The sequence below is a fragment of the Streptomyces globosus genome, assembly GCF_003325375.1.
GTDB classification, from domain to species: domain Bacteria; phylum Actinomycetota; class Actinomycetes; order Streptomycetales; family Streptomycetaceae; genus Streptomyces; species Streptomyces globosus_A.
Window position 1 is genome coordinate 409,269 of record NZ_CP030864.1, and the last position, 25,679, is coordinate 434,947.

Below are 25,679 nucleotides of genomic sequence, written 5' to 3' on the forward strand. Positions count from 1 at the left end.
CCGAGCGGGCGCAACCGAGCGGCCGCCAAGCGCTCACTCCCCGCCGTCCCAGCCCCCGTCCTCGTCCCACTCCTCGTCCTCGCCGTCGTACGCGTACTCTTCCGCGACGTACGCGAGCGGCTCGGCCACCCATCCCGCGGCCAGCACGAGCCGGGAGGACCGCTGCACCGCGAGGAAGCCGAACGGCCGGTCGAACCGGACGTCGACGGTCCGCACACGGTACGGAGGCGCCGGCAGCAGGCCGGCCCCCACCGCCGCGAACGCGGTGACGGCGGCGGCCTCGAACCCCTTCGCGTGGAACCGCGCCACCGCCGCCTGCCGGCCCGAACCGATCAGGAGCGGCTCCCGGCTGACCCCGGGGAAGTGGCCGGCGGCCTCGCGCGTGCCGGCGGTCTCCAGGCCGAACAGGCCGGCCTGCTCCAGCAGGTCGTGCTCGGCGTCGACGGCGAAGGCGACGGTGTCGACGCTCAGCCGCGGCTCGGGCCGGTACGCCGCCCCGACGCCGACCCGGAGGCCCGGCCCCGGCGTTCCCTCGGGCAGGGAGAAGCCGTCCACCGAAGGCACCGCCCGCGTCGCGGCAGCGATTCCGCCGGCCAGCACCTGCCCGGCCGGGGCGTCCGCGGAGCCGAGGACGAGGTGGACGTCCACCCCTGCATCGCCGACCACCTCCAGTACGGTGACGGGCCCGGCGGGCGTCCCCGCGACCCGCACGCGGTGCAGCAGCGAGGTCGTCCGGAGCAGCCGCACCACCTCCCGGCCGGCCCACGGCCCCTCCCGCAGGGTCCCGGGCCACTCCCGGAACGGCCGTATCCAGCGCAGCCGCAGCGCCAGCGCCGACGCCAGGACCAGCCGGGTGTCCTCGGTCAGCTCCACCGGCATCCGCTCGACGAGGCCGCCTGTCCGCGCGGCCGCCCACTCGTCGAGCAGCCTCCGGTCGGCGGCCGGATCGCCGCCGAGCGCTCCCCGCGCCCCCTCGGGCAGCCGGGCCGCCCACTCCGGTTCGAGCGGCAGGTCCGCCCGCGTCCACAGCCCGGCCGCGGCCTCCAGCCCCCGTACGCGCCCCAGTGCGGCCAGCAGCTCCCGGGCCGCGCCGGCGGCCCGCCCGGCGGGTATGCCGAGCGCCTCGGCCAGTTCCGCCCGCGCCGGCCCGCCGGCCCCGTCCGCCAGCAGCGCCAGCAGCGGCCAGACCCCGGCGGCGGTCAACACGGTCCCCGTACGCCCGTCGGCCGCGACAGCGGCCTCGGCCCAGCGCCCGGTCAGCCGGTTGACCGCCCGAACCGTCGCATCCCTTGTACTCATGCGCGGAGCCTACGGCCGCCCCGCCCCCGCCCCGGAACGCTTTTCCGCGCCCCGGGGCCTCAGGACGCCCTGGTGTACCGGGAGGCGGCTCCTTCCCGCTTGTAGGCCTCGACCCGGTGCCATGCGTCCGCCCACTGCCGGATCTCCTGCTCCCGGGTCACCCCGCAGGCCCGCACGAAGTGCAGCAGCACCGTCTCGCTGCACCCGCGCCGGCCCTTGAGGACGTCCCCGATGGTGGTGCTGGGCAGGCGGCTCACCCCGCCGGCCCCGGGGACGGCGGCGCGCTCCTCCAGCGTGCGCAGGGTCGGCTGCCCTGCGGCCAGCCGGAGCTCCCGCATGGCCTGGAGGAGGTCGGCGGGCTCCACCACGTAGGGAAGGGCCGGCGCGCTCCTCGGCAGGGCAACGGCGGTGCCCCGCGCGTCGACGGCCGCCTTCGCCGCGCGCTGCCAGAGCTTCTTCGCGTCGGCCACCGAACCGCCGCAGCACCGGACGTACGCCTCGACGGTCCTCCACGGCGGGAGGCTGCGGCCCTTGTCCGCCCGGCACAGCGCCGCCACCGAGGCGGGATGGCCCATCTCCTTCGACGTCTGCGCCATGCGGCTGTAGGAGAACCAGGACGGGCGGAGCGACCGGAGCCACTCCGCCAGTTCCTTCCTGGTCACCTCAGCACGGGCGCTCGTCCCGCGCCCCACCGCTACCGCGAGCGGCGGGAGGGGAGGACCTGCACCAGCCGGCGGACCAGCTCGATGCCCAGCAGACCGCCGACGCCGACGGTGATCGCGGCCGTCTGCAGGCCCGTCCCGGCGAGGACCAGGCCGGTGACGGCCCCGAGGACCAGCACCACCATGACGGCGGGGACGGCGGGGATCAGCGGGGAGGGGGAGGCGGCGCGCTCCCCCTGTGCGTGCGTGTTGTCGTTTGCCCTACGGTTCACAGTCACCTCGCGGCTGGTAGCCAACTCGACGGGTGCCGCTGCAATCTGACGGCCTGCCAGGACCGTGAGACCAGACACCTCCGGCAAATTCTTTCGGCCCGCAAGCCCCGCGCATAGCGCGTGCGAGCCGGCGAACCGGGACACGGAGGGGGAACGGCCCGCGAGCACGCCGCCCCCACGCCCCCATCCCTTCCCCTGACCTGCAGCGGAGCGGGAGCGAGCGTTCCACGCAAAGGTGGGACGAACTGAAACGGGCGGTAGCGGGGCCCCGGGGGGCTGAGGCACTCTCTCTCTTGTTCGCGCACACACCGTAGTTGAGGAGAGGGTCATGCAAGGGCCTTAGGGGTGCCGTATGGCCGCACTGTTCCGGGGGGACGTACGACTTCCGGAAAAGGCCTGCCCTCCGTCCCGTCACGGATGCGCACCGTGGCCCTGGAGCCCTCCCCTGCCCTCTCCCCGTCCCACCTCGGCCTTTCCGGCCGGTAGCCAACTCGACACGCACCACACCGGGCCGGAACCCGTGCCAGCGGGTTCCCCCAAGCACTGGCGCCGTCAGGCCCTGGACCCCCAGGCCCTGACGGCGCTGCTGCGTGGGGGCCCGCAGGCCGGGCACTGCCGCGGCCTTCCGGCCCCGCACCTGGCGGCGGCCTCGGCTCTGCCGGCGGCGGCCCGTGCCGGAGCCGGTGCCCTGTACCCCCCGATGCGCGTTCGGTTAGGGTGACCTTGCCTGGCTGCAGGTTCGGGAACCGCTGCCGCAGGTGGCACCCCATGGAACGGAACAGTCAGAGGCAGGGCGCAGTGAGAGACGACGGCCGGGCGCATGCGCGCCGCGCCCCCGCGGGGACGGAGCACCCATGCGGGTGACAGGCGTTCCGTGCGCCGCCCCGGCGACCGGGACGAGGCGCCGTGGATAAGATCGCGCTCACGGCCGGAGCCCTCTACGCCATCGTGCTGCTCCGCGCAGGGGGAACCTTCGCCGTCGGGTGGCTCGCCGGCGCCGGCGCCCGGCGCAGCCGGTTTGCCGAGCGGATCTCCTCGGCGAAGTTCCAGCGGGTCGAGCGGGCGATCCAGCGCTGGGGCGCCCCGGTGGTGGCCCTCTCCTTCCTGACGGTCGGCTTCCAGACCGCCGCGAACCTGCTCGCGGGCAGCATGCGCATGCCACTGGTGCGCTACCTCCCCGCCCTGTTCATCGGCGGCGCGGCCTGGGCGCTGATCTACGCGACCGCGGGGCTCGGTGTGCTCCAGGTACTGGGCCGCCTCTTCGCCGGGCACCCGGCCCTCGGGGCGACCGCCGTGGCCGTCCTCGTCCTCGCGGTGTCCGGGACGGTCGCGTACCGCAGACGCAGGGCTACCTCGCCCCCACCCCCTGCGAGGGACGAGCCCTGAACGGCTCCTGCCGGGCCGGCGGCACCCCCGACCGACACCAGCGGTCCCGCTCCCTCCCCTGAAACGGCGGGACAGCCGCAGCCGACGGGCGCCGGCGGCGCCCGGGGGGCCGACACGCTCGCGGAGGCGGCCGCGCTGAGCCGCGAGTACGACGGCATCGTCGCGGCGAACGCCCTGGTCGCGGTGGACGACGAGCACGACCCGGAGGGCGGCAGCACCGCCTTCGAGCGGGCCCACGTAGCCGCCCTCCTGGCCCGCGCCCACGAGCACCTGCAGGAACTGGACGACGCCTTGGACCGCCTCGCACAGGGCCACTACGGCCCGTGCGAGAACTGCCGCAACCCCATCCCGCCGGAACGCCTGGAAATCCGCCCGGCAGCCGCCACCTGCGTCGACCGCGCTTCCTCACCCCCGCACTCCCTCACCGCCCGCCGCACCCTGCACGCCACGAGCTGACTGTTCCGACGGCCGTACACGCTCCCCTCGTGCCGGGGGTGCTGTCGCGGGGCCGGCCGGCCGCCCCGGGCCGATACGGGACAAGTACGGGACAGCGACCCCATGAAGACCGGGACCGCGTTCCGAGATCCTGGCGGCGTGGCTCCGGAGGGAGCCGACGAGAGGAGATTCTGATGCCGCAGTTGGAAATCGAGTTCCCGGCCATCGCGCAGAACTGGCTGGCGGTCGAGAACGTCCCGCAGATGAGCCGGGACGCGGCGGAGGAGCGCGCCTGGGTTCCCGCGTACTGGGCGACCCCCGCCGCCGCCTGATCCCGAGACCGGACCGGGGGGCGCCAGTTCCGGGCGCCCCCCGGTCCGTTTTGCCCGCACACCCCTCTTTTTCCTTCTCCGGACTACCTGGACGGTGCTTCGATGTCGCCTACAGCCTCACGTCATTCCTCCCGGGGGAAAATCGACCGCGTGGACGCCCTGCTCGTCGCCGACGGCCGGTTCGGTGATTCCCGGGCCATCGGGGAGCGCAACGCGGCCCGGTTCGTCCTCGGCCTCCGGCTGATGGCGCAAAAGGAGACCCGCCATCCGGAGGTGTTGCACCGGCTCTCCCGGCTGAGCCGCGAAGAGCTGCTTCCCCTGCTCGGCGACCCCGTCCTGCGCAATGCGTTCGAGGACGACATGGCCAAGCTGGAGAACGGCCGTCCCGACGCCCTGGGTCTGGCCGCCCTGGCCGCCCGCCTGCCCCTCGGCACGGACGGCCTGGGGCCGTGCGAGCGCATGGCCACCCCGCACGTGAGGCCGTGGCCGGAGTACGGGCCCGCATGGCTGTGGACCGAGATGAACCCGGCCGACCGGGTCCCGGGCGAGCTGTCGGTCCGGCTGCGTCGGCTCTACGACGGCAGCATCGAGGGCGGGCCCGCGGCGGACCCGGTCATCCCGTCACCCGACATGTGCCGGCGGCTGTCGCGCGGGGCGGACCTGCTCACACGGCTGCTCCCGCAGGTCGGGCCGAGCGTTCTGCGGCACGTCTCCGTCGTGGGCTTCACCCGGGGGGAATCGGCCGACGGCCCGCTCCAGTCGCTCTCGGGCGGCGACCCCCTCCCCTCGGCCATTCTGATGGCCCCGGAGCGCCTGACGGACCCGTGGACGGCCGCGGAAACCCTCCTGCACGAGGGCGTCCACCTCAAGCTCTTCGACGCACTGCGCTCGGGGGCGCTCCTGCGTGCCGCCGACCTGTCCGTGCCGATCCCGTGGCGGCAGACGCCCTGGCGGCTCGTGCGGGTGCTCGTGGCGCTCCATTTTTACGTGCACATGCTGGTCTTCCAGGAAGCTGCCCGGCACGCGGACGACACGCTGAGGGCCGAGTTCGGCGACCCGCCGGCCGACGAGGTCGTCGACGAGGTGAGCCCGGACACGGAGGCGGCCCGCGACGGCACCTACGGGACGAGCCTGGAGCGCGCCCGCTACCTGGCCGGATACGTACTGGCGCTCCCGGAGGACCACCTGACGGCCGACGGCCGGCGGTTCCTGCACTGGCTGCTCGACGCCCTGAACCTGGTGCACGAAGACTCCGGGATCACGCCGCCCGCGGGGGTGGCCGGCGTGGTCCCGGTACGACCGCCCGCGGCGACCGGGCAGGCGGCGGTGGTACGCCGCTCCGCCCGTGCGATGGCCCGGCCGATGCCCGAGCAGGGGGAACTGCTCGTGGTGAACACGGACACCGCGGCGATGCACTGGCTCAACGCGCGTTCCTGGCTGATCTACTCGCTGTGCGACGGACGGGACGCGCACGCCGTGGCGGCGGAGTACGGGCGCCGCTCGGGAGCGGCCGGCGAAGCGGCGCACGACCATGTCGCCGCCTGCATGTCGGAATTGACCGCGGCGGGCCTGCTCGAGTGAGGGGAGCGGAAACCTGTCGCGGCGCCCCGGCCGGAAATCCGGCACGGACCCGGGAAACCGCCGGATCGATCCCTTTCGGCCCCATCGTGGAGGGGAAAAACGTCTCCACGGTGCATTTCCCGTCATGGGGCCCCCCGTTCACTGAAATACCGGGACACGGTCGGGACATCTGCCTCAGGAATGCAGGACGCGAAATCCGGGATGATCGTCTCGTTCCATTCGGTTCCACACAGATGTGAGGAGAAAGACCCATGCCGGTTTCCCTGGCAACCCCGGGAGTCCAGGAATTCGATGTCGACGAGTTCGACCTCGACGTGCGCATCGCGGTGAACGCGGACATCCCGTCCGTCGAGGGCGGGTTCAGCAACTGGTACTCCTGCAAGGGCTCGTGCGCCTCGTACTGCTGCGACGGGCTCGGCAGCCTCCGCTGCACCATCAACCCGTAGTAGACGGAAGAGCAATGAGCGGCCTGCCCTTCCCCGGGCAGGCCGTTCTCCATGGGAAAGGGGCGACCCAAGTGTCAAGCGAGCGGGTCTTCGTCATTTCGCCGCGCAAGAGCGGAACGCATCTGGTTCAGGAACTCCTTGTACACCTCGGCTACCGCGTGTACGGCGAACCGGTACCGCCGGACGGAGGCCGTCCCGCCTTCAGCATCCGGGAACGGATCGAGATGGCAGAGAGGTTCCTCGACCCCGACGAGTTCGCCGCACTCGACCACGTACGGGACCGGGAGGCCTTCATCCGCACGACGGACGAGGCCTGGCTGCAGCTGGCGTGGGCCTGGCAGACCCGCCTCGCGGTCGCCCCCCTGGCCCATGTGGAGGCCATAGCGCCCGAGGCGCGGTTCGGTCCGAAGATGCGCCCCGAGATCTGGACCGCTCCGTTCTCCTCCACCCCGGCCGGAATGAGCTGGATCTTCCACTCGGTGGACGTCTGGCGGATGGACAACACCTTCCTGGCCGAGTGGGTCAACACCGGCTCCCCCAGAGTGATCCTCAACTACCGGGACCCGAGGGACGTCCTCGTCTCGCTCGTGGACTTCTTCTCCCGCAGCAACGGACTCAGGTTCCTGAGGTATCCGGAGTCGGCCGTCTTCGGCCCCGTCCTGGAGTCGATGGAGGACTACGGCAAGAAGCTGGACTACGCGCTGTCCGACCCCCGGATGCCGCTGCTGTCGGACTTCGAGTCCGCCATCAGCTTCCTGCACCACCCGAACGTCTGCCACGTCTCCTTCGAGGAACTCGTCGGCCCGCAGGGCGGCGGAACGCGCACGGCCCAGCTGGCTGCCGTCAAGCGCGTCGCGGACTGGCTGGAGCACGACATCGACCCGGCGTCCGTGGCCGACTGCCTCTTCAACCCGCAGTCCTTCACCCTCAACAAGGGCCGTACGGGACGCTGGCGGGAAACCTTCTCCCCGGATCACGTGGAGCGGTTCGAGGCCCGGTTCGGGCACCTCCTCGACAGCTTCGGCTACGCACGCGGAGCCGCTCGGTGATCACCGGCCCGCTTGCGGAACAGGCGCGGCGCACCGCACGCCTCATCACCTCGCGCCTCGCCGACCCCGCCCACGTCCGGGCGAGCGTGTCCGCGTCGATCGAGGACCCCAACACCCCCGGCCCGCGGCAGGCCAGCTCCCTGCTCGCCGGCGACGCCGGCCTGGCGCTGCTGCTGCGCATGGCGTCCGATGCCGACCCCGGGGCGGGTTGGCACCGGGACGCCCACGAGCGGCTCGTCAGCGCCGTACGGAGCACCCACGACAACCCCATGGCCGAATACGGCCTCGTGGCGGGAACGGCGGGCCTGGCCCTCGTGCTCGCGGACTTCGCCTCGGCCGACCCGCGCTACCGGCACAGCCTCGGCGCTCTGCACACCCGCCTGGGCGAGCAGCTGCGCGAGCGCGGCCATCGGCGCCCGCAACCCCCTGTGAGCGTGGCCGCGTACGACACGCTGCAGGGAGCGGCCGGCACGCTCGGCTACCTCGTGTCCGTGCCCTCACCGGACGACGCCCTGCGCGACGGCATCCAGGAGCTCGTGGACGAACTGGTGGGAGTCTGCACCCCCGCCGCGACGCAGACCGAGCCACGCTGGGTCATCCCGCCCGAGGACTACCCGCTGCCCCGGGAGCAGGAGGAGTATCCGCACGGGTACATCAACCTCGGCCTCGCCCACGGCGTCCCCGGACCGCTCGCCGCACTGTCCCTCGCCTGGCGGGCCGGGTACCGGCGCCCCGGTATGCGCGAGGCCATCGCCAACGCGATCGACCTGCTGTCGTCCACCGCCGTCGAGGACGGCTTCGGAGCCGACTGGCCCAGCGGCGTCCCGCTGGACGCCGAAGGCCGGCGCACCCCGGCCCGGCACACCGCCAGGACGGCCTGGTGCTACGGCGCCCCGGGCATCGCCGCCGCCCTGCTCGTCGCGGCAGAAGCGCTGGAGGACGACCGGCTGCGGGCCTGCGCCGTCGCCGCGTTCGAGGCGGCACTGCGGCGGTCCGAGGACCGCCTCCACACGCTGCCGCCCACGATCTGCCACGGCCTGGCCGGCCTGCTCGCGATCTGCCGGGTCTTCGCCTGCACCACGGACAGCGCGTACGCCAGGACCGCCCTCCCCGTACTGGCGGACCGGCTGCTCGGGTGGTGCGACGAAGGCCTGGCCTTCGGCGTGCAGAACCGGGAGGAGCCCGGTCTCCGGATCGACAACCCCGACCTCCTGTGCGGTGCGGCCGGCGTTGCCGCGGCCCTGTGGAGCGTGTCATCGCCCGTCTCGCCGCGCTGGCAGCGCTCCCTGCTCATCGCCTGACCACCACCTGCGGAAAAGAGTGACCCCATGAGCCTGTACACCCCCGCGGGATTCTTCCTCGTCCGCTCTCCGGCGCTGCCGCTCGACCCCTACGTCGAGGCGCTCGACGGCCGCGGCCGACAGGCCCGCGACCACCTTTGGACACTGGGGGAGCAGCCCCTGGTGCGGCAGGCCATCGGAGTGGCCAGCCGCAGTCTGGCCGCGGAACTGGACAGGAACACCCCCGGAGCCGGCGGCCGGTCCGCCGACCGGATGCACTCCTCGCTGCTGCGCTACCTGTCCAGGATGTGCTCCAGGCCCACGCCGTACGGCCTGTTCGCGCAGGTGGCGGTTGGCCGGTTCGGGGAGGCCACCACGCTGGCACGCGCCGGTGAGCGCCCGGCCGCAAGCAGGACCCGCGCGGACATGGGGTGGCTCATGGAACTGGTCAAGGAGATGGAAGCCGACCCCGCACTGCGCGGTGAGCTGACGGTCCGCGCGAACCCGCTGCTCCAGCACATCGCAGGCCGGATCACGCTGCCTGTGACCCAGGCCCCGGGGACGGCGGACCGGCAGTCGAGCAGCGTCCGCGCCACCCGGGTCGTGACCGCGGCCCTCACCAGGGCGGCCGGCCGGCCGCGCGGGTCCGACCTGATCGCCGCGATGGCCGGAGAGTTCCCCACGGCCCCGCCGGAGAAGATCAGGCAGCTGGTGGACCGGTTGTGGGACCTGGGCATGCTGACGAGCGACCTCCGCCCGGCCCCGACCCACCCGCACCCCGAGCAGGCGGTCCTCGACCGCCTCGAAGGCATCCACCATGCAGAACGCCACCGCCGGGCGCTGCGCCGCACGCGGCAGCTGGCGACGGCCGCCGACCAGGCCGGTCCCGACGGCGGAGGCGGCCGACTGCTGGCGGAGCTGGCCGAGCACCAGAGGACGGTCGTGCCGGGGCACACCCAGGCCCCCTTCCACGTGGACGCCCGGCTCGATCTGCTCGGCACCACGCTCCACGCCCAGGTCGCCTCCGAGGCCGCGGACGCCGCCGAGGTCCTGCTGCGCCTGGGCGGGCAGGCCCCCCGGCTCCACCACCTCGCCGTGTACCACAGGGAGTTCCTGGAGCGGTACGGCCTCGGAGCCGAAGTGCCGGTCCTGGACCTGCTGAGCCCCGAGACCGGCCTGGACGCCCCGGAGACGTACAGGTTCCCGCCCCGGGCCCTGCCCCTGACCCCCGCCCCGCGCAACGACCCGCGGGAGCAGGACGCCGCCCTGGCCGCCCTCGCCGCCGCCGCGCTCCGCCAGGGGCAGTCCGAGGTGGAGATCACGGACGACTTCCTCGAGGCGTGGCGCCCCAGGGACGAAGGGGGATCAGGTCCGGACGCCCGCCCGTCACTCGACGTCATGGGACAGGTGGTCGCCGGATCGCGGCAGCAACTGGACTCCGGCGACTGGAAGTTCGTACTGAGTACGGGCTCCATGCGGGACGGCGGCCGATTCGCAGGGCGGTTCTTCGACCTCCTCGGTGAGGACTTCCGCAAAGAGCTCCGGGAGTACGCCGCGGCCGAGGAGGAACTGTGCCCGGGCACGGTCTTCGCCGAGCTCGAGTACGCCCAGATGGAGGCACGGCGGGGGAACGTGGCCATCCACCCCCCGCTCCGCCGCCACGAGATCTGCGTCAACGCCACGCCCACGGAGGGCGGTGTCGAGCGGATCGACCTCTCCGACGTGCTGGTGGGGGCGACGCGAGACCGCTTCTACCTGCGGTCCGCCCGCCACGGCCGACAGCTCCACGTCACCCAGAGCCACCTCGTCAACTGGGGCAGCGCGCCCAACGTGTGCCGGTTCCTGCTGGAGGTCTCGGAGGACGGCTGGGCCCCCCTCGCCGAGTTCTCCTGGGGCTCCCTCGGCCGGGCACCGTTCCTGCCCCGCGTGACCAGGGGACGGATCGTGCTCAAGCCCGCTCGCTGGCTGTTCGGCTCCGACGTTCCGGGCTCTCCCGCCGACTGCGCGGACGCCGCGGACGGGGACGCCTTCCTCGACGCCTTCCGCGCATGGCGGCAGACCTGGCGGGTACCCCGCTGGGTCCACCTGAGCCTGTTCGACCACCGGCTCCTCCTCGACCTGGACAATCCCCTGTGCGCGGAGGAGATCCAGCGCGCGCTGCGCACGTCCTACGGCCCCGGCGGCCCCGGCGCGCTGGTGCTGGAGGAAGCCGTGGCCGATCCCACGAAGCCGTCGTGGCTGCGCGACGTGGACGGCCGCTCCTACGCGAACGAGATCGTCGTACCTCTGCTGGCACGCAAGACGGCGGTGGAGAGGCCGCTGCCCGCCATGTCACCGGCAGCCGCCGCGACGCTCCGCGAGCGGGGCGCCGACCCCGCCGGTGCCAAGCGCCGCACGGCCGGCGGCGACTGGACCCACCTGAAGCTCTATGCCGCTGTCGCCCGGCACGACGACATCCTCGCCGACGCCCTGCCCGCGCTCGTCCGGGGACTGCGGGACGAGGGCCTGATCGACCGGTGGTTCTTCATCCGGTACGCCGACCCCCACCCACACCTGCGGATACGCGTCCGCAAGGCCCCCGGCGCCGCAGTCGCCGCGCCGCTCACCAGACTCGTCGGCTGGGCGAAGGAGCTGGTCGACGCAGGACTCGCCTCCGACCTGGCGGTAGCCTCCTACGACCGAGAGACCGAACGCTACGGCGGCCCGCTCGCCATGGACGCCGCCGAGGCGGTCTTCGAAGCGAACAGCGACATGGCGACGCGCCTGCTGGGCCTGCTGCGCGGCCGCCCCGGCATCGACACCGACACCGTCACCGCCTACGCACTGGACGTGCTGCACCGCCAGTGGGCGCCCCCGGGGGAAACCGCCGCAGCTGCGGTCAGGGACGTACCGCCCGCCACCCGCGACCTGTTCCGCACGGTGCGCCGCACCCTGGGCGACCTGATCGCACCGTGGGACGCACATCCCGATCCGCCGGCCCGGCAGTGGTCGCACGACCTCGCCGCGGTGCTCGCCCGGCAGGCCCCGGCGGTGGCCGCCGCGGGGGAACGCGTCCGTGACCTGGCGCGGTCCGGACATCTGGTCGGCACGGAGCACGAGATCCTCGACAGTCTCGCCCACATGCAGTTCATCCGGCTCGTCGGCCTGGACCGGGACCGTGAGATCCGCAGCCACCACCTGCGGGCGCTCGCCCTGCGTGCCGTCCAGGGCCGTCCCGGTGCGGGCGGGGGGCGACCGTGATCCGGCTCGCGGCGAGGTCGCTGCGGCTGCTGTGGCGGACCAGCCCCCGCCAGGTCGTGTCGGTGTCCGTCCTGTCCACGGCCTCGGCACTCCTTCCCGCAGTCCAGGTGTACTTCACCGCCCGGATGGTGCAGGCCGTGGCGGACGCGGCGGGCCGGGGGGCCCCGGCCGCGCCGGCGCTCACGGCGGGCGGCTGCCTGGCGGGCGCGGCCGTCGCGGGCCACTTCCTCGCGGTCCTCCACGACCACCAGCAGGCACTGCTGCGCAGCCGCCTTCCGGATGCGCTCGGGCTGACCATCATGGAGAAGTCGGCGCGGCTCTCCCTCGGCCAGTTCGAGGACCCGGACACCTACGACCGGCTGCAGCGCGCCACCCGCGAGTCCGCGTTCCGCCCCTTCCAGGTCCTCACGCACCTGATCGCGACCGGGTCGGCCGCGGTGTCCTTCCTTGCCGTCGGCGCCGTGCTGCTGGGAACGAGCGTGCCGGTGGCCGTCGCCATCTGCCTCGCACCGGTGCCCGCGGCGCTGGTGAACCTGCACTTCAGCCGCCGCACCCATGCCGTGGAGCGGGCCCGGGCGGACGGCCGCCGGCGGCTCACCTACCTGGAGCACCTGCTCACCAACGACCAGACATACAAGGAGACGAGGCTGTTCGGCCTGGTGCCCCTTCTCCTCGGCCGGTCGCGGACGCTGGTCGAGGGGTTCCACGCGGACGACCGGCGCATCGAGCACCGCCGGGCCGTGTTCAGCGCGCTGTTCGGCCTGCTCAGCGCCGGGACCCTGGTGGCGGCGATCCTGCTGGCCGTCCGATCCGCACTGTCCACGGGGCAGGTGGGCGTCCTCGCCGGGTACATCGCGGGCGTGACACTGATCCAGGCATCGGTGCGGAGCCTCTTCGCGAGCGGGGTGCACCTGTACGAGAACTGCCTCTTCCTCGGCCACCTCTTCGAGTTCCTCGACATGGAGGAGCAGCCGGCCACAGCCGGGGGCATGCTCCCCGTCCCGCCCCTGCTGGCCCGCGGCATCGAGTTCCGTGACGTCCGCTTCAGCTACCCGGGGGACGAGAGGCCGGTCCTCGACGGGGTCTCCTTCACCGTGCCGGCCGGCTCCTGCGTGGCACTCGTCGGCCGCAACGGCTCGGGAAAGTCCACCCTGCTCAAACTGCTCACCCGGTTCTACGAGCCCACCGGCGGCAGCATCCTCCTCGACGGCCGGCCCCTCGCCGACTACCACCTCGAGGACCTCAGGGAGAACATCGGGATGGTCTTCCAGGACTACCAGCAGTACGAGGCACCGGTCCGGGAGAACATCGGCTTCGGCAGGGTGTCCGCGCTGGACGACGACCGGCTGCTGTGGCAGGCGGCGGTGACCGCCGGAGCCCGCGAAGTCCTCGCCGGCCTCCCGCGCGGGCTCGACGCCCAGCTCGGACGCTGGTTCGCCGGCGGCCACCAGCTCTCGGGCGGGCAGTGGCAGAAGGTGGCCCTGGCCCGGGCGGTGGTCCGCCGGGCCCCGGTCATGATCCTCGACGAGCCGACGGCCGCGATCGACGCCGCCGCCGAGGCGGAGGTGTTCGACGTCCTGCGCAGGGTCCACACCCGGGCCACCTCGCTCCTCGTTGCGCACCGCTTCTCCGCCGTCCGCACCGCCGACCACATCGTGGTGCTCGACGGCGGCCGCGTGCTCGAACAGGGCGCGCACGAGGAACTCATGGCCGCCGGCGGACTGTACGCGTCCCTGTTCGACCTCCAGGCGGCCGGCTACCACTGACCCCGCCCGCCGGCCCCGCCCCCGCCTGGGCGTGCCCGTCAGCGCGCCAGCCCCATGCCGGCCTCCCGCCCGTAGACCACCGCCTGCGCACGGCAGTTGACGCCGATCTTGGCGAAGACGGCCGACACGTGGTTGCGTACGGTCTTCTCGGCCAGGGTCAGGGCGCGGGCGATCCGGCGGTTGTCGTACCCGCGGGCCACCAGGTCCAGGATCTCCCGCTCCCGCCGGGTCAGCATGGGCACCGGATCCGGCTCCGCCCTCGGCCCGGGCACTGCCAGCAGACTGGTCACCAGCCGGACCGCGACATCGCCGGCCACCATGAACCCGCTGCCCACCATGTGCACCGCCCCGACCATCTCGTGCGCTCCCGCCGACTTGGACACGTACCCGCGCACTCCGGCCAGCAGCGCCGCCCGCAGCAGCCCTGTGTCGTCGCCGCGGCCCGTCATCCCCAGGATCCCCCGCACCCCGGCATCGCGGACCAGCGCCCTGCACAGCTCCACCGAGGCGGACCCGGGCAGGTCCAGGTCCATCAGAACGACGTCGGGAGCGGCGCCCAGGGCCATGGGCACCACCTGACCGGCCTCCCCGGCCTCCGCGACGACGTCGATGCCCCCCGCACCGTCGAGTGCGGACCTGATGCCTGCACGCAGCAGGGGACGGCCCTCCACCAGGGCCACTCGAAGCCTGTTCTGGCCGGACGCAGACGTGGTCATGAAACAACTCCGATGTAGCGCGACGAACGTGGCGCCAGCATGTGAAGGCCCCGCTAGCGGATTACTAGCGGGGCCTCGCACGGGAGTTCCCGTAAGCTCCCCTGCACCCGAACGAAAGCAGGAGAGGGGTGCGGGTGTTCCACTATCGGATCCTGGGGCCGCTGACCGTCCAGCGCGCAGGCGAGCCTGTGGCGATCACGGCGCCGAAGGAACGGGATCTGCTTGCCCTGCTCCTGCTGAACGCCGACCGCCCCGCGCCGGCCGAACAGCTGATCGACGGGATCTGGGGCGGGGCGCCCCCCTCGACGGCACGCACCACCCTGCAGAACTACGTGAAGAGGCTGCGGCACGCCCTGGGCGACTGCCGTACCGGTCGGGACGTCCTGGCCACCGAGCCCGGCGGATACGTCCTGCGGCTCGACCACGGCGTCCTGGACCTGCGGGAGTTCGACGGGCTGACCCGGGGCGCGGCCGAGGCGTCGGAGCGCGGGGACGACGCCACCGCGTCGGCCCGGCTGCGCGCGGCTCTGGCCCTGTGGCAGGGGGAGGCGCTGGCGGGCAGCCGCGCGGACCGGCTCACCCAGGTGGAGGCGCCCAGGCTGAACGAATTGCGGATGGTCGCGTTCGAAAACCGCGTCCAAGCGGACCTCCGGCTGGGCCGGCACGCGGACGTCGTCGGCGAGATCCGGTCCGCGATCGGGAACCATCCGCTGCGCGAGCGGCTCCACGGACAGCTGATGCTCGCCCTGTACCGCTCGGGACGCCGGGGCGAAGCCCTCACCGCCTACCGGCAGGCGCGCGCCCGACTGGTGCAGGAGCTGGGGCTGGAGCCCGGCCCCGACCTGACCGCGCTGCACCGGCGCGTCCTGGCCGACGACCCCGCCCTCACGGACGAACGCGCACCGCTGACCGAACCGGCCCCCCGAAGCGCGAGCCGCCGCGCGCAGACCGCCGCCGGGCAGACGCCACCCGCCCAGCTTCCGGGATCCACACCGGCGTTCGCCGGCCGGGCGGATGCGCTGCGGCGACTCGACGCGATGCTGCCCACCACCGGCACCGTGTCCACCGGTACGGTGCGGACCGCGCTGATCACCGGCCAGGGCGGCGCCGGAAAGACAGCCCTCGCCGTCCACTGGGGGCACCGCCGACGCGACTCCTTCCCCGACGGACAGCTGTACGTGAACCTGCGCGGCCACGACGCGGGCCGGCCGCTGCGGCCCATCGACGCACTCGCCGGCTTCCTCCAGGCCTTCGGCGTGGCCGCCCAGCACATCCCGGTGGAGGCGGACCGGGCCGCGGCCCTCTACCGCTCGCTGTGCGCGGGCAGGCGCATGCTCGTCGTCCTGGACAACGCGCACAGCGCCGACCAGGTACGCCCGCTCTTCCCGGGCAGCTCGGAGTGCCTGGTCCTGGTGACCAGCCGCGACTCGCTCGCGGGCCTCGTCGCGCGGGAGGGCGCGACACCGCTCCCGCTGCGGACGCTGGAACCCGCCGAAGCCCAGGAAGTCCTCCTCAACATCATCGGCGCCCACCGGGTCCACGCGGAGCCCGGGGCCGCCGACGCCCTCACCGCCGCCTGCGCCTACCTGCCGCTCGCCGTGGCGATCACCGCGGCGGACCTGGCCGTCCACCCCGGGCGCTCCCTCGCCGAGCAGGCGGCCCGGCTGACCGGGGACCGGCTGGGGGCGCTCCAGGTGCCGGGGGACGAAGGGACCGCGGTCCGCTCCGTGCTCGACATGTCCTTCGCCACGCTCTCCCCGGCCGCCGCACGGATGTTCAGCCTCTTCGGGCTGGTCCCCGGCGGAGACCTCCCGCTCAGGGCCGCCGCGGCCCTTGCGGGGGTGGACCCCCGGGCCGCCGGGGCACTGCTGGACGAACTGGTCCGCAGCCATCTGCTGGAGGAGCACGCGCCCGGCCGGTTCTCCTTCCACGACCTGCTGCGCGCCTACGCCGCTGAGCGGGTGCGGGAACAGGACGACGAGTCGGCCGCCCTCGCACGGCTGCACGCGTGGTACCTGGGGAGCACCGACAACGCCGTGCGGCTCCTCCAGCCCGAAGCCCTGCGCCTGCCCGTGGAGAGCGCCGGCCAGGGCCTCGGCTTCGCGGACGCCGCCGAGGCCCTGGACTGGATGGACGCCGAACGCCCGAACGCCGTGGCCTTCGTGCAGCACGCCGCGGAAAACGGACCGCGCAAGCTCGCCTGGACGCTCGCCGACGCCCTGCGTCCGTACATGATGAGGCGGGCCTACGCCGTCGACTGGCTCGCCGTGGGCGCGGCGGGCCTCGCCGCGGCGGAGGCCGACGGCAGCCTGGACGGACAGGCCGCCGCGCACCGCAGCCTGTCGAGCGCCTACCTGAACCAGAGCGACTACGACATGTCCGTGTGCCACGACCGCCGAGCCCTGGACCTGTACCGCACCACGGGGTCGACGGAGGGCCAGAGCGCCGCGCACAACAGCCTGTGCCTCGCCTCGTGGTACGTGGGCGACCTGAAGGAGGCCCTGCGCCACGGCGAGCGGTGTGTGGAACTCGGCCGCAGTACGGGCTTCCGCGCCGGCGGGGCCATCGCCACGGGCAACGTGGGGGCGATCCTCCACGAGATGGGCCGGCTGGCCGAGGCCGAGGAGCAGCTCACCCGGGCGCTGGTGCTCTACGACGAGCTGGGCTTCCCGACGGCGGCGGCACTCGCCGAGCGCAACCTCGGAGCGGTGCTGCACGAGAGCGGCCACCCGGAGCGCGCCCGCGCGGCCCTGGACCGGGCGGCCGAGATCCAGCGGCGCCTCGGCAACCAGGTCGACATCGCCTACACCTTCTTCTGGCTCGCGCTGACCATGATCCGGTCGGGCGACCGTGCGGGTGCCCTCGACCACATCGACCGGGGCTTCGAGACCGCGACCGGTGAAGCCCGCGCAGAGTCCTACCTGTACGTGGGGCGGGCTCTGCTCTCGCAGAGCGTCGGCAACCACGGCGTCGCCCTGAAGCACTTCGAGACCGCCCGCGGCCTGGCCCGGCGCTGCAACGCCCGCACTCCCGAGCTCCGGGCCCTGCTGGGCCTCGCGGACTCCAGCCTGCGCCTGGGGAGGCCGGCGGACACGGCGCGGTTCGCGGAGGCGGCCCGCGAGTCGGCCGGCCGCAGAGGGTACGGACTCTTCGAAGCCCGAGCGCTGCTCTTGCTGGCCGAGGCCTCCCTGGAGCACGGCGAGCCCGAAGCCGCCGCCCTGCGGGCCGAGCAGGCTGCCGTACTGCTGCCGGAGCCCGGTCACCGGCACTACCGCGCCGAGGCCCTCGCTCTGGCGCAGCGGTCCCGCGAGGGGGCGACGGGCTGAACGCCGAGGCAGAGCCCCCGGCACCGCCCACCGAGCCCACGCGCCCCGGCCGACCAGGCCTTCCGGCGCACCCCGCGCCTTCGTTTGCCGCGTTCTTCGCACCCCGTCGGCGTGCCGGCCCCGTGCCCGGCACCGGCGGACCCGAAGCGACGGTGCTGGTCGCAGCCACCGGCGAATGGCTGTGACCAGCACTCTCTCAACAGGCCCTCAGACCAACGGGTCCGCCGCCAGGACCCACAGGTCGCCGTCGCCGCAGGCGATGCGGCGGCCGGTGCCCGGGGGCGGCTGGTGCAGGGTCGTGCGGCGCAGCCGCCAGGGTGTGCCGTCGATCACCGCCACCGGGCCCTGTACGCGCGGGTGGTGTCCGGCGATGTTCCAGGCGCGGACCTGCTTGTGGATGTCCGAGGCCCGCCCCGACCAGTCCACCGCGGCGTAGTCCTCCGCGAAGAACCCGGCCCAGCTGCCCTCCCGCGCCGGCTGCGGCTCGCCCTCGTCCCCGCGCACCAGCCGCCGCAGCACCAGCGGCAGCAGCTCCGAAGCCGCCTCCAGCACCCGGGCGTTGACCCCGGTGAACGACCAGGCCTCGTCGTCCAGGGCGATCGTCGTCCGGGCCAGCACGGAGCCGGTGTCCAGCTCCGCGTCCATCCGGTGCCACGTCACGCCGATCGCACGCTCGCCGTTGCGCACGGCCCACCCCACCGGGTTCGGCCCCCGGTACGAGGGCAGGTCGGACGGGTGGCAGTTGACGGTCCCCAGCCGGGCCGCGGCCACAGCGGCGGCGGGCAGCTTCCGCGGGTAGCCGTAGCTGACGGCCACGTCGACGGCGTACGCGCCCAACAGGCCCGCGATCGTATCCGTACGGGAGGGAACGGCCAGGTCCACCCCCGGCGGCAGGTCATGCTCGCCGAGCACGTGCCCGGGCCAGTCGGCGGGGCGCCGGTGGCCTACCACCACCGGGACCCGGTGCCCGAGGGCGCACAGCGCCTCGACCAGCGGGGGTGCGGTCTGCGGCAGCGCGGCCACGACGGCGACGCGCAGCACGGGCGTGTCCGGCGCGTTCACCGGGCGGTCCCGGCAGCGGCCCCGGCGGCCCGCAGCGAACGCGGCCGCAGGTCGGTCCAGGACGTCTCGACCCAGGCCAGGCAGGTGGCCCTGTCGGCGCGCGGGTGCACCTCCCGCCAGCCGTCCGGAGCGGTGATGTGGGCGGGCCAGAGGCTGTGCTGCTCCTCGTCGTTGGCCAGTACGACGAACGTGCCGTCGGGGTCGTCGAAGGGGTTCATGAGGTCTCCTCGTGTGTGGAATGCGGAATGCGGAATGCGGAATGCGGATGCGGGCGCGGCGGCGCAGCGCACCGCCGGATGGCACTGCCATCGGTCAAGGGAGAACAGCGGCGCAGGCTGAGGCCAGCCCCGCGGCTCCGGGCCGGGACCGGCCCCCGGTCAGCCCCGTACGCGTACGGGCGCCTCCGCCGCCACCGCGGCGGCCAGCGCCGCCGGCGTGGCCCGCCGCATCACCTGGGCCAGCGTCACCGACGGGTCGAGCCCCTCGCGCAGGCACTGGAGCAGCCGGGCGGCGAGCAGCGAGTGCCCGCCCAGGTCGAAGAAGTCGTCGTCCACGCCGACCCGCTCCAGGCCCAGCACGTCGGCGTACGCCTCGGCCACCACGCGCTCCGCCGGGGTACGGGGCTCCCGCTGCACGGCGGGCGCCCGCAGCGGCTCGGGCAGGGCCCGCCGGTCCACCTTGCCGTTCACGGTCAGCGGCATGCGCTCCAGCACCACCACCCGCGCGGGCAGCATGAAGTCCGGCAGCACCTCCGCCAGCGCGGCCCGCAGCGCACCCCCGTCGAGGGGCGTGCCGGTCTCCGACGCGCCGACGGCGTACCCGGTGAGCTCCTTGCCGCCGCGCCCGTCCGGCCCCGCCACCACGGCGGCCTGCACCACCCCGGGCAGGGCGGCCAGCGCGGCCCGCACCTCGTCCGGCTCGATGCGGTGCCCGCGGATCTTGACCTGGTCGTCGTTGCGGCCGGTGAACTCCAGCGCGCCGTCCGGCAGCCTCCGCGCCAGGTCACCGGTGCGGTACATCCGCGACCCGGGCGGCCCCCACGGGTCGGCCACGAACCGCGCCGAGGTCAGCCCCGGCCGGCCCAGGTACCCGCGCGCCACCTGGTCGCCCGCCAGGTACAGCTCGCCGACCAGCCCGTCGGGCACCGGCCGCAGCCCCGCGTCCAGCACCCGCACCCGCGACCCGGGCACCGCACGCCCGATCGGGGGCCGCGCGGGCCAGCCGGCCGGCTCCCCGGCGACCTCGCCCGCCGTCACGACGTGCGTCTCGGCCGGCCCGTAATGGTTGTGCAGCCGCTTCCCGCCGCGGGCGCACAGGCTGCGCAGCTGCGGCCCGACGACCAGCGCCTCGCCGGCCTGCACCAGGTGCCGCAGGTCGGGCAGCGTCTCCCGCTCCCCGTCCGCGAACTCGCACAGCGCCGCCAGTACGGGCGTCGGCGCGAACAGCTCGGTCACCCGGTGCGTACGCAGCCATGCTGTCCAGGCGGCCGCGTCGGCCCGGGTGTCCGCGTCCGGGACGGCCAGCGTACGGCCCGTGCACAGCGCGGTGAGGACCTCCTGCGTGGCGACGTCGAACGCCATGGACGTGAACTGCGCCGTCACCGACCCCGGTTCCGCCGGGAAGCGCTCCTCGTGCCAGTCCACCAGCCGGTCCAGGGCCGCCCCTGGCATCACCACGGCCTTCGGCACCCCCTGTGTCCCCGACGTGTGCACCACGTACGCCGGATGCCCGGGCAGCCGCACCGGACGACGGCGCACCCGCGGCCCGCCCGGTCCGGCCGGCGGCTCGGGCGCCACGTGCCGCGGCTCCAGCAGCATCCGCGGCACAGCGGCGTCGACCAGTGACAGCGCCGCATCGAACTCCCGCTGCCGTACGAGCAGTGCGGGCCGCCCCTCGGCGGCCAGCGCCGCCACCCGGGCGGCCGGGTGCCGCGGATCCAGCCACAGGTACGCGGCCCCGGCCTTGAGCACCGCCAGCATCGCCGCCACCGCGTCCCGGCCGCGCCGCAGGCACAGGGCGACGACGTCCTCGGGCCCGATGCCGCGGTCGGACAGCTCCCCGGCCAGCCGGTCCGAGGCCGCGTCCAGGCCCCGGTAGTCCAGCACCCCCGCACCGTCCACGACGGCCGGCCGCCCCGGAGCCGTGCGCACGTGCCCGGCGAACCGCTCCAACACCGGCACCGGCACCGGCAGCAGCTCCTCCGCGCCCGCGCCCGCCCCCGCCGCCCCGACCGCCGCAACCGGCTGCGCGGCGGGCACGTCCAGATCGGCGGCCAGCGCGTCCAACGCCTCGACCAGCCGCGCCCCGATCTCCCGAGCCCCCTCCCCGCCGAGCCTCCCCGGCTGGTACTGGACCCGGATCGCCATCCGCTCCCCGGGCGAGACCAGCACGCACAGCGGGTAGTGCGTGCCGTTCTCCACCCGGCTGGACACCACCCGCAGGTCAGCTCCCCACCGGGTGGCGAAGGCGTCCGTATACGTCTCCAGCACGACGACGGTGTCGAACAGCTCGCGCAGCCCGGTCCCGCGGATGATCTCCGCCAGTCCCAGGTGCTGGAACGGCATCATCTCGGTCCGCTGCTCCTGGAGCGCCGCCAGCAGCCCGCCCCGGTCGCCGGCCGCCGCGGTGTCCACGCGCACCGGCACCGCGTTGTTCATCAGCCCGACCATGGACTCGACCCCGGGCAGGTGGGGCGGCCGGTCCGCGACGACCGTGCCGAACACCACGTCCGTCCGGCCGGTCAGCTGGGCCAGCACCAGCGCCCACGCGCCCAGCACCAGCGTGTTCAGCGACAGCGCCCGCTCCCGGGCCCGCGCCCGCAGCGCGGCCGTGCGCCCGGCCGGCAGCTCCACCAGCACCGTGCGCGGCCGCCCCCGCTCCCCGCCGGCGCCCGGCGGCGGCGTCAGCAGCGTCGGCTCGCTCACGCCGCCGAGCAGGGCCTGCCAGTGCTTCCCCGCCAACGCCGCGTCCTGATCGGCGACGTACCGCAGGTACGCCAGCGCCGACGGCCGCGCGGCGAGCGCCGGCACCGCGCCCGAGGCGGCCTGCCCGTACAGGTCGGCCAGGTCGGCCAGCGCCACCTGCATCGACCAGCCGTCCATCAGGATGTGGTGGTAGCTCAGCAGCAGCCGCGAGCGGCCCCCGCCCAGCCGCAGCAGCACGGCCCGCAGCAGCGGCGGCGCGGCCGGGTCGAACGGCTCGTCCCGGTCCCGGAGCGCCTCCGCCTCCGCGGCGGGCCCGCGCGCGCCCTCGGGAAGCCCCGCCAGGTCCACCTCCCGCAACGGCACCGCGGCCTTCTCCGGCACGAACTGCACCGCCCGGCCCCCGCAGTCCCACCGGAACCCGGCCCGCAGGGCCGGATGCCGCTCGACGAGCAGGCCCAGCGCCGAGCGCAGCGCGCCCGCGTCCACCGGCCCCTCCAGGTCGAGCACGGTCTGCACGTGGTACGGATCCGCGGCGCCCCCGCCCTCGTGGGCGTGGTAGAGCAGCCCCTCCTGGAGCGGCGAGCACGGCCACTGCTCCTCCGCCCGCTGCCCGGGCACGAGGGCCGCCCCGGCCCCTCCCGGCCGCGCACCGCCGTCCGCCGCCCGGGCGAGCGCGGCCAGCACACGGTCCCACTCCGCGGCCAGGCCCTCCGCTTCGCCGCTGTCGACCAGCCGCGCGGACCACCGCCACACCGCGGTCAGCAGCGGCTCCCCGGTGCGCTCGTCGACGACCGCGTTGACTTCCAGCGGGTGCGACAGCGGCTGCCGGGCGGCCCGGTGGATGCCGAGGACGGGCGCCTCCGCCGCGTGCGGCCACGGGTCACGGCCCGGGACGGCGTACCGGCCGAGGTAGTTGAAGAGCACCGGCCGCCCCGGCGCGGCCGCCAGCAGCCGGCCGGCCTGCGGGTGCAGGTGACGCAGCAGCCCGTACGAGGCACGGTCGCGCGGCACCCGCCGCCACTGCTCGCGTACGGCGCGCACCGCGTCCGCGAGGTCCGCGTCCGCCGCGCCCGGGTCCGCGGTCAGACGGACGGGGAACATGCACGTGAACCAGCCGACCGTGGCGGCGACTCCGGCCTCCGCCCCGCCTGCCTCCGACCCGCCGTCCCGGCCGTGCCCCTCGGTGTCCAGGACCAGCGTCGGGGACCCGCTGCGCCGGGCGGCGGCCACCGCCAGCGCGGCCAGCAGCAGCTCCTGCGTCGTCGCGCCGTAGTACGCCGGCGCGGTGGTGAGCAGGGCCCGGCCGACCTCGGCGGGCAGCACCGACTCCCAGGACCGGGACGTCCCGACGGTGTCCGACTCCGCATCCAGCGCCCCGCGCGACGGCCACGGCACGGCAGCCGGTGCACCCGCCTCCAGCCAGTGCGGCAGCGTCGCCAGCACCTCGTCGCTGCCGGCCCGCCCGGTCTGCGCCCGCACCCACTGCCGGTACGGGGTTCCCGTGCCCCAGGCGCCCAGCGCCCGCGGATCCTCCGCGGCCCGCGCCAGGTCCTGCACCAGCACCTGCCAGGACACCCCGTCCACCACCAGGTGGTGCGCGGCCAGCAGCAGCCGGCCCGCCCGCGCCGGGCCCGCGTCCCACCACACCGCGCGCAGGGCCCGCCCCGCGGGCAGGTCCAGCGACCGCATGGCGCACGCCACCGCCTCCCGGACCTCGCGCGCGGACGGGGCGCCCGGCAGGTCCCGTACGTCCACCACGTCCAGCAGCGTGCCCGCCTCCACCTCGCCCGGCGGCAGCACCTCGGGCTGCCACACAGTGGCCGCGGACAGGTCGGGGAGCCGGGTGCGCAGGGCGTCGTGCCGGTCGAGCACCGCCTGCAGGGCCGCGACGAGCGCCTCACGCGCCAGCCCGGGCGGCGTCTCGAGGAGCTGAGACTGCACGAACTCGCCCACGCCTGACCCCTGTTCGCGCAGCCACAGCGCGATCGGAGGCAGCTCCAGACGGCCGGTCGCCGACCGGTGCAGCAGGTCCGCGGCCGGCGCCGCGGCCTGCGCGCAGGCGGCCAGGGCGCCCGGGGTCCGCAGCCGGAAGACGTCCTGGGAGCTGATCGCCACGTTCTCCCGGCGGACCCGGCTGACCAGCCGCATCGCCGTGATGCTGTCGCCGCCCAGTGCGAAGAAGTCGTCACCGGTGCCGGCCCCGGCCAGCCCGAGCACCTCCGCGAACGCCGCGCACAGCGCCCGCTCGGCCGGCGTCCGCGCGACACCGCCCGCACCGCCCCGTACGGCGGCGGGCGCGGGCAGCGCCGCCCGGTCCACCTTGCCGTTCACCGTCAGCGGGATGTCGTCGACCAGCATGACCGCCGACGGCACGAGGTACTCGGGCAGCGCCCGGCCCAGCCGCTCGCGCAGCTCCTCCCCGGTGGCGCCGGACGCGCCGCGCTCCGGCACCGCGTAGCCGACCAGCCGCCCGCCGTGCGCCACCACGACCGCCTGCGCGACCCCGGGCAGGGCCGCCAGGGCGGCGCGCACCTCGCCGGGCTCGACCCGGTGGCCGCGGATCTTGACCTGGTCGTCGTCGCGCGCCAGGTACTCCAGTGCACCCCGGGGCCCCCGCACGGCCAGGTCGCCGGTGCGGTACATGCGCGTACCGGCCGGACCGAACGGGTCTGCGACGAAGCGCTCGGAGGTCAGGCCCGCACGCCCCAGGTAGCCCTGGGCCAGCTGCTCGCCCGCCACGTACACCTCGCCGGGCTCGCCGTCCGGCACCTCGGCCAGATCGGGCCCGAGCAGCCGTACGGCGGCCCCGGGCAGCCCGGTGCCGATCGGCACCCGCGCCCCGGACAACGGCTGCCCGGGCGGCAGGGGGTGCAGCGTGGTGAAGGTGGTGCACTCGGTGGGGCCGTAGACATGGCCGAGCGCCACCTGCGGACAGGCGGCCCGGATCCGTGCGAACGCCTGCGGGTCGGCGGCCTCGCCTCCGGTGAGCACCGTGTGCAGCCCCCGCAGCGCACCCGGGTCGTCCGCGGCGATCTGGTTGAACCAGGCGGTGGTGAGGAAGACCCCGGTGACACCGTGCTCGGCGACCAGGGCGGCCAGCCGGTGGGCGTCGAGCCGGTCCTCGGCGGGGACGACGACGGTGCCGCCCCGGGTGAGCGGCAGCCACAGGTCGTGGCTGAGCGCGTCGAAGCCGAGTGCGGAGACGAGCGCCGTGACCCGGTGCCCGGGCGCCTCCCAGTGCGGGTCGGCGGCGAAGTGCGCCAGGTTGCGGTGGGTGACCTGGACTCCCTTGGGGCGTCCGGTCGACCCCGAGGTGTAGAAGACGCACGCCACCCGCCCGAGTTCCCCGTCCGCCGCGGTCGCGGCCGGCCCCGTACGGGATCCCGGGGCCCCGGCGTCCGGCACGGCGACGGCCCGCGGCCGGCCCGGGCGCCAGGCCACTCCGGCCGGTACGAGCACGGCCGCGCACCCGGCGTCGTCCTCGACGGCGTCCAGCCGCTCGGCGGGCGTCCGCGGATCCAGCACCACGGCGGCGGCGCCGGCCTCGAACACCGCGAGCAGCGCGGCGACCAGCCGCGCCGACCGCGGCAGCCGTACCGACACGGCGGCCCCGGGCCCGACCCCGGCCTCCCGTAACCGCTGGGCCAACTCGCCTGCGTACGCCCACACTTCGCGATAGGACCACCTCCGGCCGCCCTCCTCCACCACCGCGGTGCCGTCCGGCGCGCGGAGTGCGGCGGCGGCGACGGCGCGGTGCACGGGCAGGGGCTCGCCGGTATCGCCCAGGGGATAGGCGGGTGCCCACGTCGCTGCTGAAAAGATCATGGACGTCATCCAAGACGCACCGAAGTGACGTTTTGCCCGCCCGCCACCCGGTCGGCGCAATTTGATCATCCGATCGGG

At 74.8% G+C, this 25,679-nt stretch carries 17 protein-coding genes; 10 read left to right on the plus strand and 7 right to left on the minus strand.

Annotated features, from left to right (window positions below):
• Nucleotides 1–33 precede the first annotated feature (33 nt).
• From C0216_RS32625 to C0216_RS32635, 3 genes are read right to left on the minus strand one after another with little or no spacing between them, the layout of a single operon-like run.
• A complete protein-coding gene (locus tag C0216_RS32625) occupies nt 34–1,299 on the minus strand; it encodes a serpin family protein (RefSeq protein ID WP_114059383.1) in 1,266 nt (421 codons plus the stop codon).
• A gap of 59 nt (nt 1,300–1,358) precedes the next feature.
• Nucleotides 1,359–1,961: a hypothetical protein gene (locus C0216_RS32630; RefSeq protein ID WP_114059384.1), complete on the minus strand. Its 603-nt coding sequence runs from the start codon at nt 1,959–1,961 to the stop codon at nt 1,359–1,361.
• Nucleotides 1,962–1,993: 32 nt separating this feature from the next.
• The gene (locus C0216_RS32635; protein ID WP_114059385.1) at nt 1,994–2,233 is read right to left on the minus strand and encodes a hypothetical protein; all 240 of its coding nucleotides are present in this window, start codon (nt 2,231–2,233) and stop codon (nt 1,994–1,996) included.
• A gap of 906 nt (nt 2,234–3,139) precedes the next feature.
• Here C0216_RS32635 and C0216_RS32640 point away from each other — a divergent pair.
• From C0216_RS32640 to C0216_RS32675, 9 genes are all read left to right on the plus strand, one after another.
• On the plus strand, nt 3,140–3,619 hold the full coding sequence (locus tag C0216_RS32640; protein ID WP_114059386.1) for a DedA family protein: 480 nt from the start codon (nt 3,140–3,142) through the stop codon (nt 3,617–3,619).
• Between the two features lie 135 nt (nt 3,620–3,754).
• The gene (locus tag C0216_RS32645; protein ID WP_246043059.1) at nt 3,755–4,075 is read left to right on the plus strand and encodes a TraR/DksA family transcriptional regulator; all 321 of its coding nucleotides are present in this window, start codon (nt 3,755–3,757) and stop codon (nt 4,073–4,075) included.
• 173 nt (nt 4,076–4,248) lie between these two features.
• Nucleotides 4,249–4,386, plus strand: a complete 138-nt coding sequence (locus C0216_RS33750; RefSeq protein WP_162793385.1) for a hypothetical protein — start codon at nt 4,249–4,251, stop codon at nt 4,384–4,386.
• Nucleotides 4,387–4,536: 150 nt separating this feature from the next.
• A complete protein-coding gene (locus C0216_RS32650) occupies nt 4,537–5,967 on the plus strand; it encodes a PqqD family protein (protein WP_114059387.1) in 1,431 nt (476 codons plus the stop codon).
• Between the two features lie 251 nt (nt 5,968–6,218).
• On the plus strand, nt 6,219–6,413 hold the full coding sequence (locus C0216_RS32655) for an FDLD family class I lanthipeptide (protein ID WP_114059388.1): 195 nt from the start codon (nt 6,219–6,221) through the stop codon (nt 6,411–6,413).
• Between the two features lie 14 nt (nt 6,414–6,427).
• Nucleotides 6,428–7,462, plus strand: coding sequence for a sulfotransferase domain-containing protein (locus tag C0216_RS32660; RefSeq protein ID WP_114059389.1), 1,035 nt, complete (start codon nt 6,428–6,430; stop codon nt 7,460–7,462).
• Nucleotides 7,459–8,763: a lanthionine synthetase C family protein gene (locus tag C0216_RS32665; RefSeq protein WP_114059390.1), complete on the plus strand. Its 1,305-nt coding sequence runs from the start codon at nt 7,459–7,461 to the stop codon at nt 8,761–8,763. Before C0216_RS32660 ends, C0216_RS32665 begins: the two co-directional genes overlap by 4 nt.
• A 27-nt stretch (nt 8,764–8,790) precedes the next feature.
• Entirely contained in the window at nt 8,791–11,982 is a 3,192-nt protein-coding gene (locus tag C0216_RS32670; RefSeq protein WP_114059391.1) for a lantibiotic dehydratase, read from the plus strand.
• Nucleotides 11,979–13,748: an ABC transporter ATP-binding protein gene (locus tag C0216_RS32675; protein ID WP_246043023.1), complete on the plus strand. Its 1,770-nt coding sequence runs from the start codon at nt 11,979–11,981 to the stop codon at nt 13,746–13,748. Before C0216_RS32670 ends, C0216_RS32675 begins: the two co-directional genes overlap by 4 nt.
• Before the next feature lie 38 nt (nt 13,749–13,786).
• On the opposite strand, the gene C0216_RS32680 is transcribed toward C0216_RS32675, so the two are convergent.
• On the minus strand, nt 13,787–14,464 hold the full coding sequence (locus tag C0216_RS32680) for a LuxR C-terminal-related transcriptional regulator (RefSeq protein WP_114059392.1): 678 nt from the start codon (nt 14,462–14,464) through the stop codon (nt 13,787–13,789).
• 134 nt (nt 14,465–14,598) lie between these two features.
• On the opposite strand from C0216_RS32680, the gene C0216_RS32685 reads away from it, so the two are divergent.
• Nucleotides 14,599–17,790 (plus strand): AfsR/SARP family transcriptional regulator, encoded by a 3,192-nt coding sequence (locus tag C0216_RS32685; protein WP_114059393.1) that lies wholly within the window; start codon nt 14,599–14,601, stop codon nt 17,788–17,790.
• 207 nt (nt 17,791–17,997) lie between these two features.
• On the opposite strand, the gene C0216_RS32690 is transcribed toward C0216_RS32685, so the two are convergent.
• The 3 genes from C0216_RS32690 to C0216_RS32695 all read right to left on the minus strand — a co-directional run bounded on the left by C0216_RS32690 (nt 17,998) and on the right by C0216_RS32695 (nt 25,601).
• The gene (locus C0216_RS32690; RefSeq protein ID WP_162793387.1) at nt 17,998–18,852 is read right to left on the minus strand and encodes a methionyl-tRNA formyltransferase; all 855 of its coding nucleotides are present in this window, start codon (nt 18,850–18,852) and stop codon (nt 17,998–18,000) included.
• On the minus strand, nt 18,849–19,070 hold the full coding sequence (locus tag C0216_RS33755) for an MbtH family protein (protein WP_162793388.1): 222 nt from the start codon (nt 19,068–19,070) through the stop codon (nt 18,849–18,851). Before C0216_RS33755 ends, C0216_RS32690 begins: the two co-directional genes overlap by 4 nt.
• A gap of 159 nt (nt 19,071–19,229) precedes the next feature.
• On the minus strand, nt 19,230–25,601 hold the full coding sequence (locus tag C0216_RS32695; RefSeq protein ID WP_162793389.1) for a non-ribosomal peptide synthetase: 6,372 nt from the start codon (nt 25,599–25,601) through the stop codon (nt 19,230–19,232).
• Between the last annotated feature and the right edge of the window lie 78 nt (nt 25,602–25,679).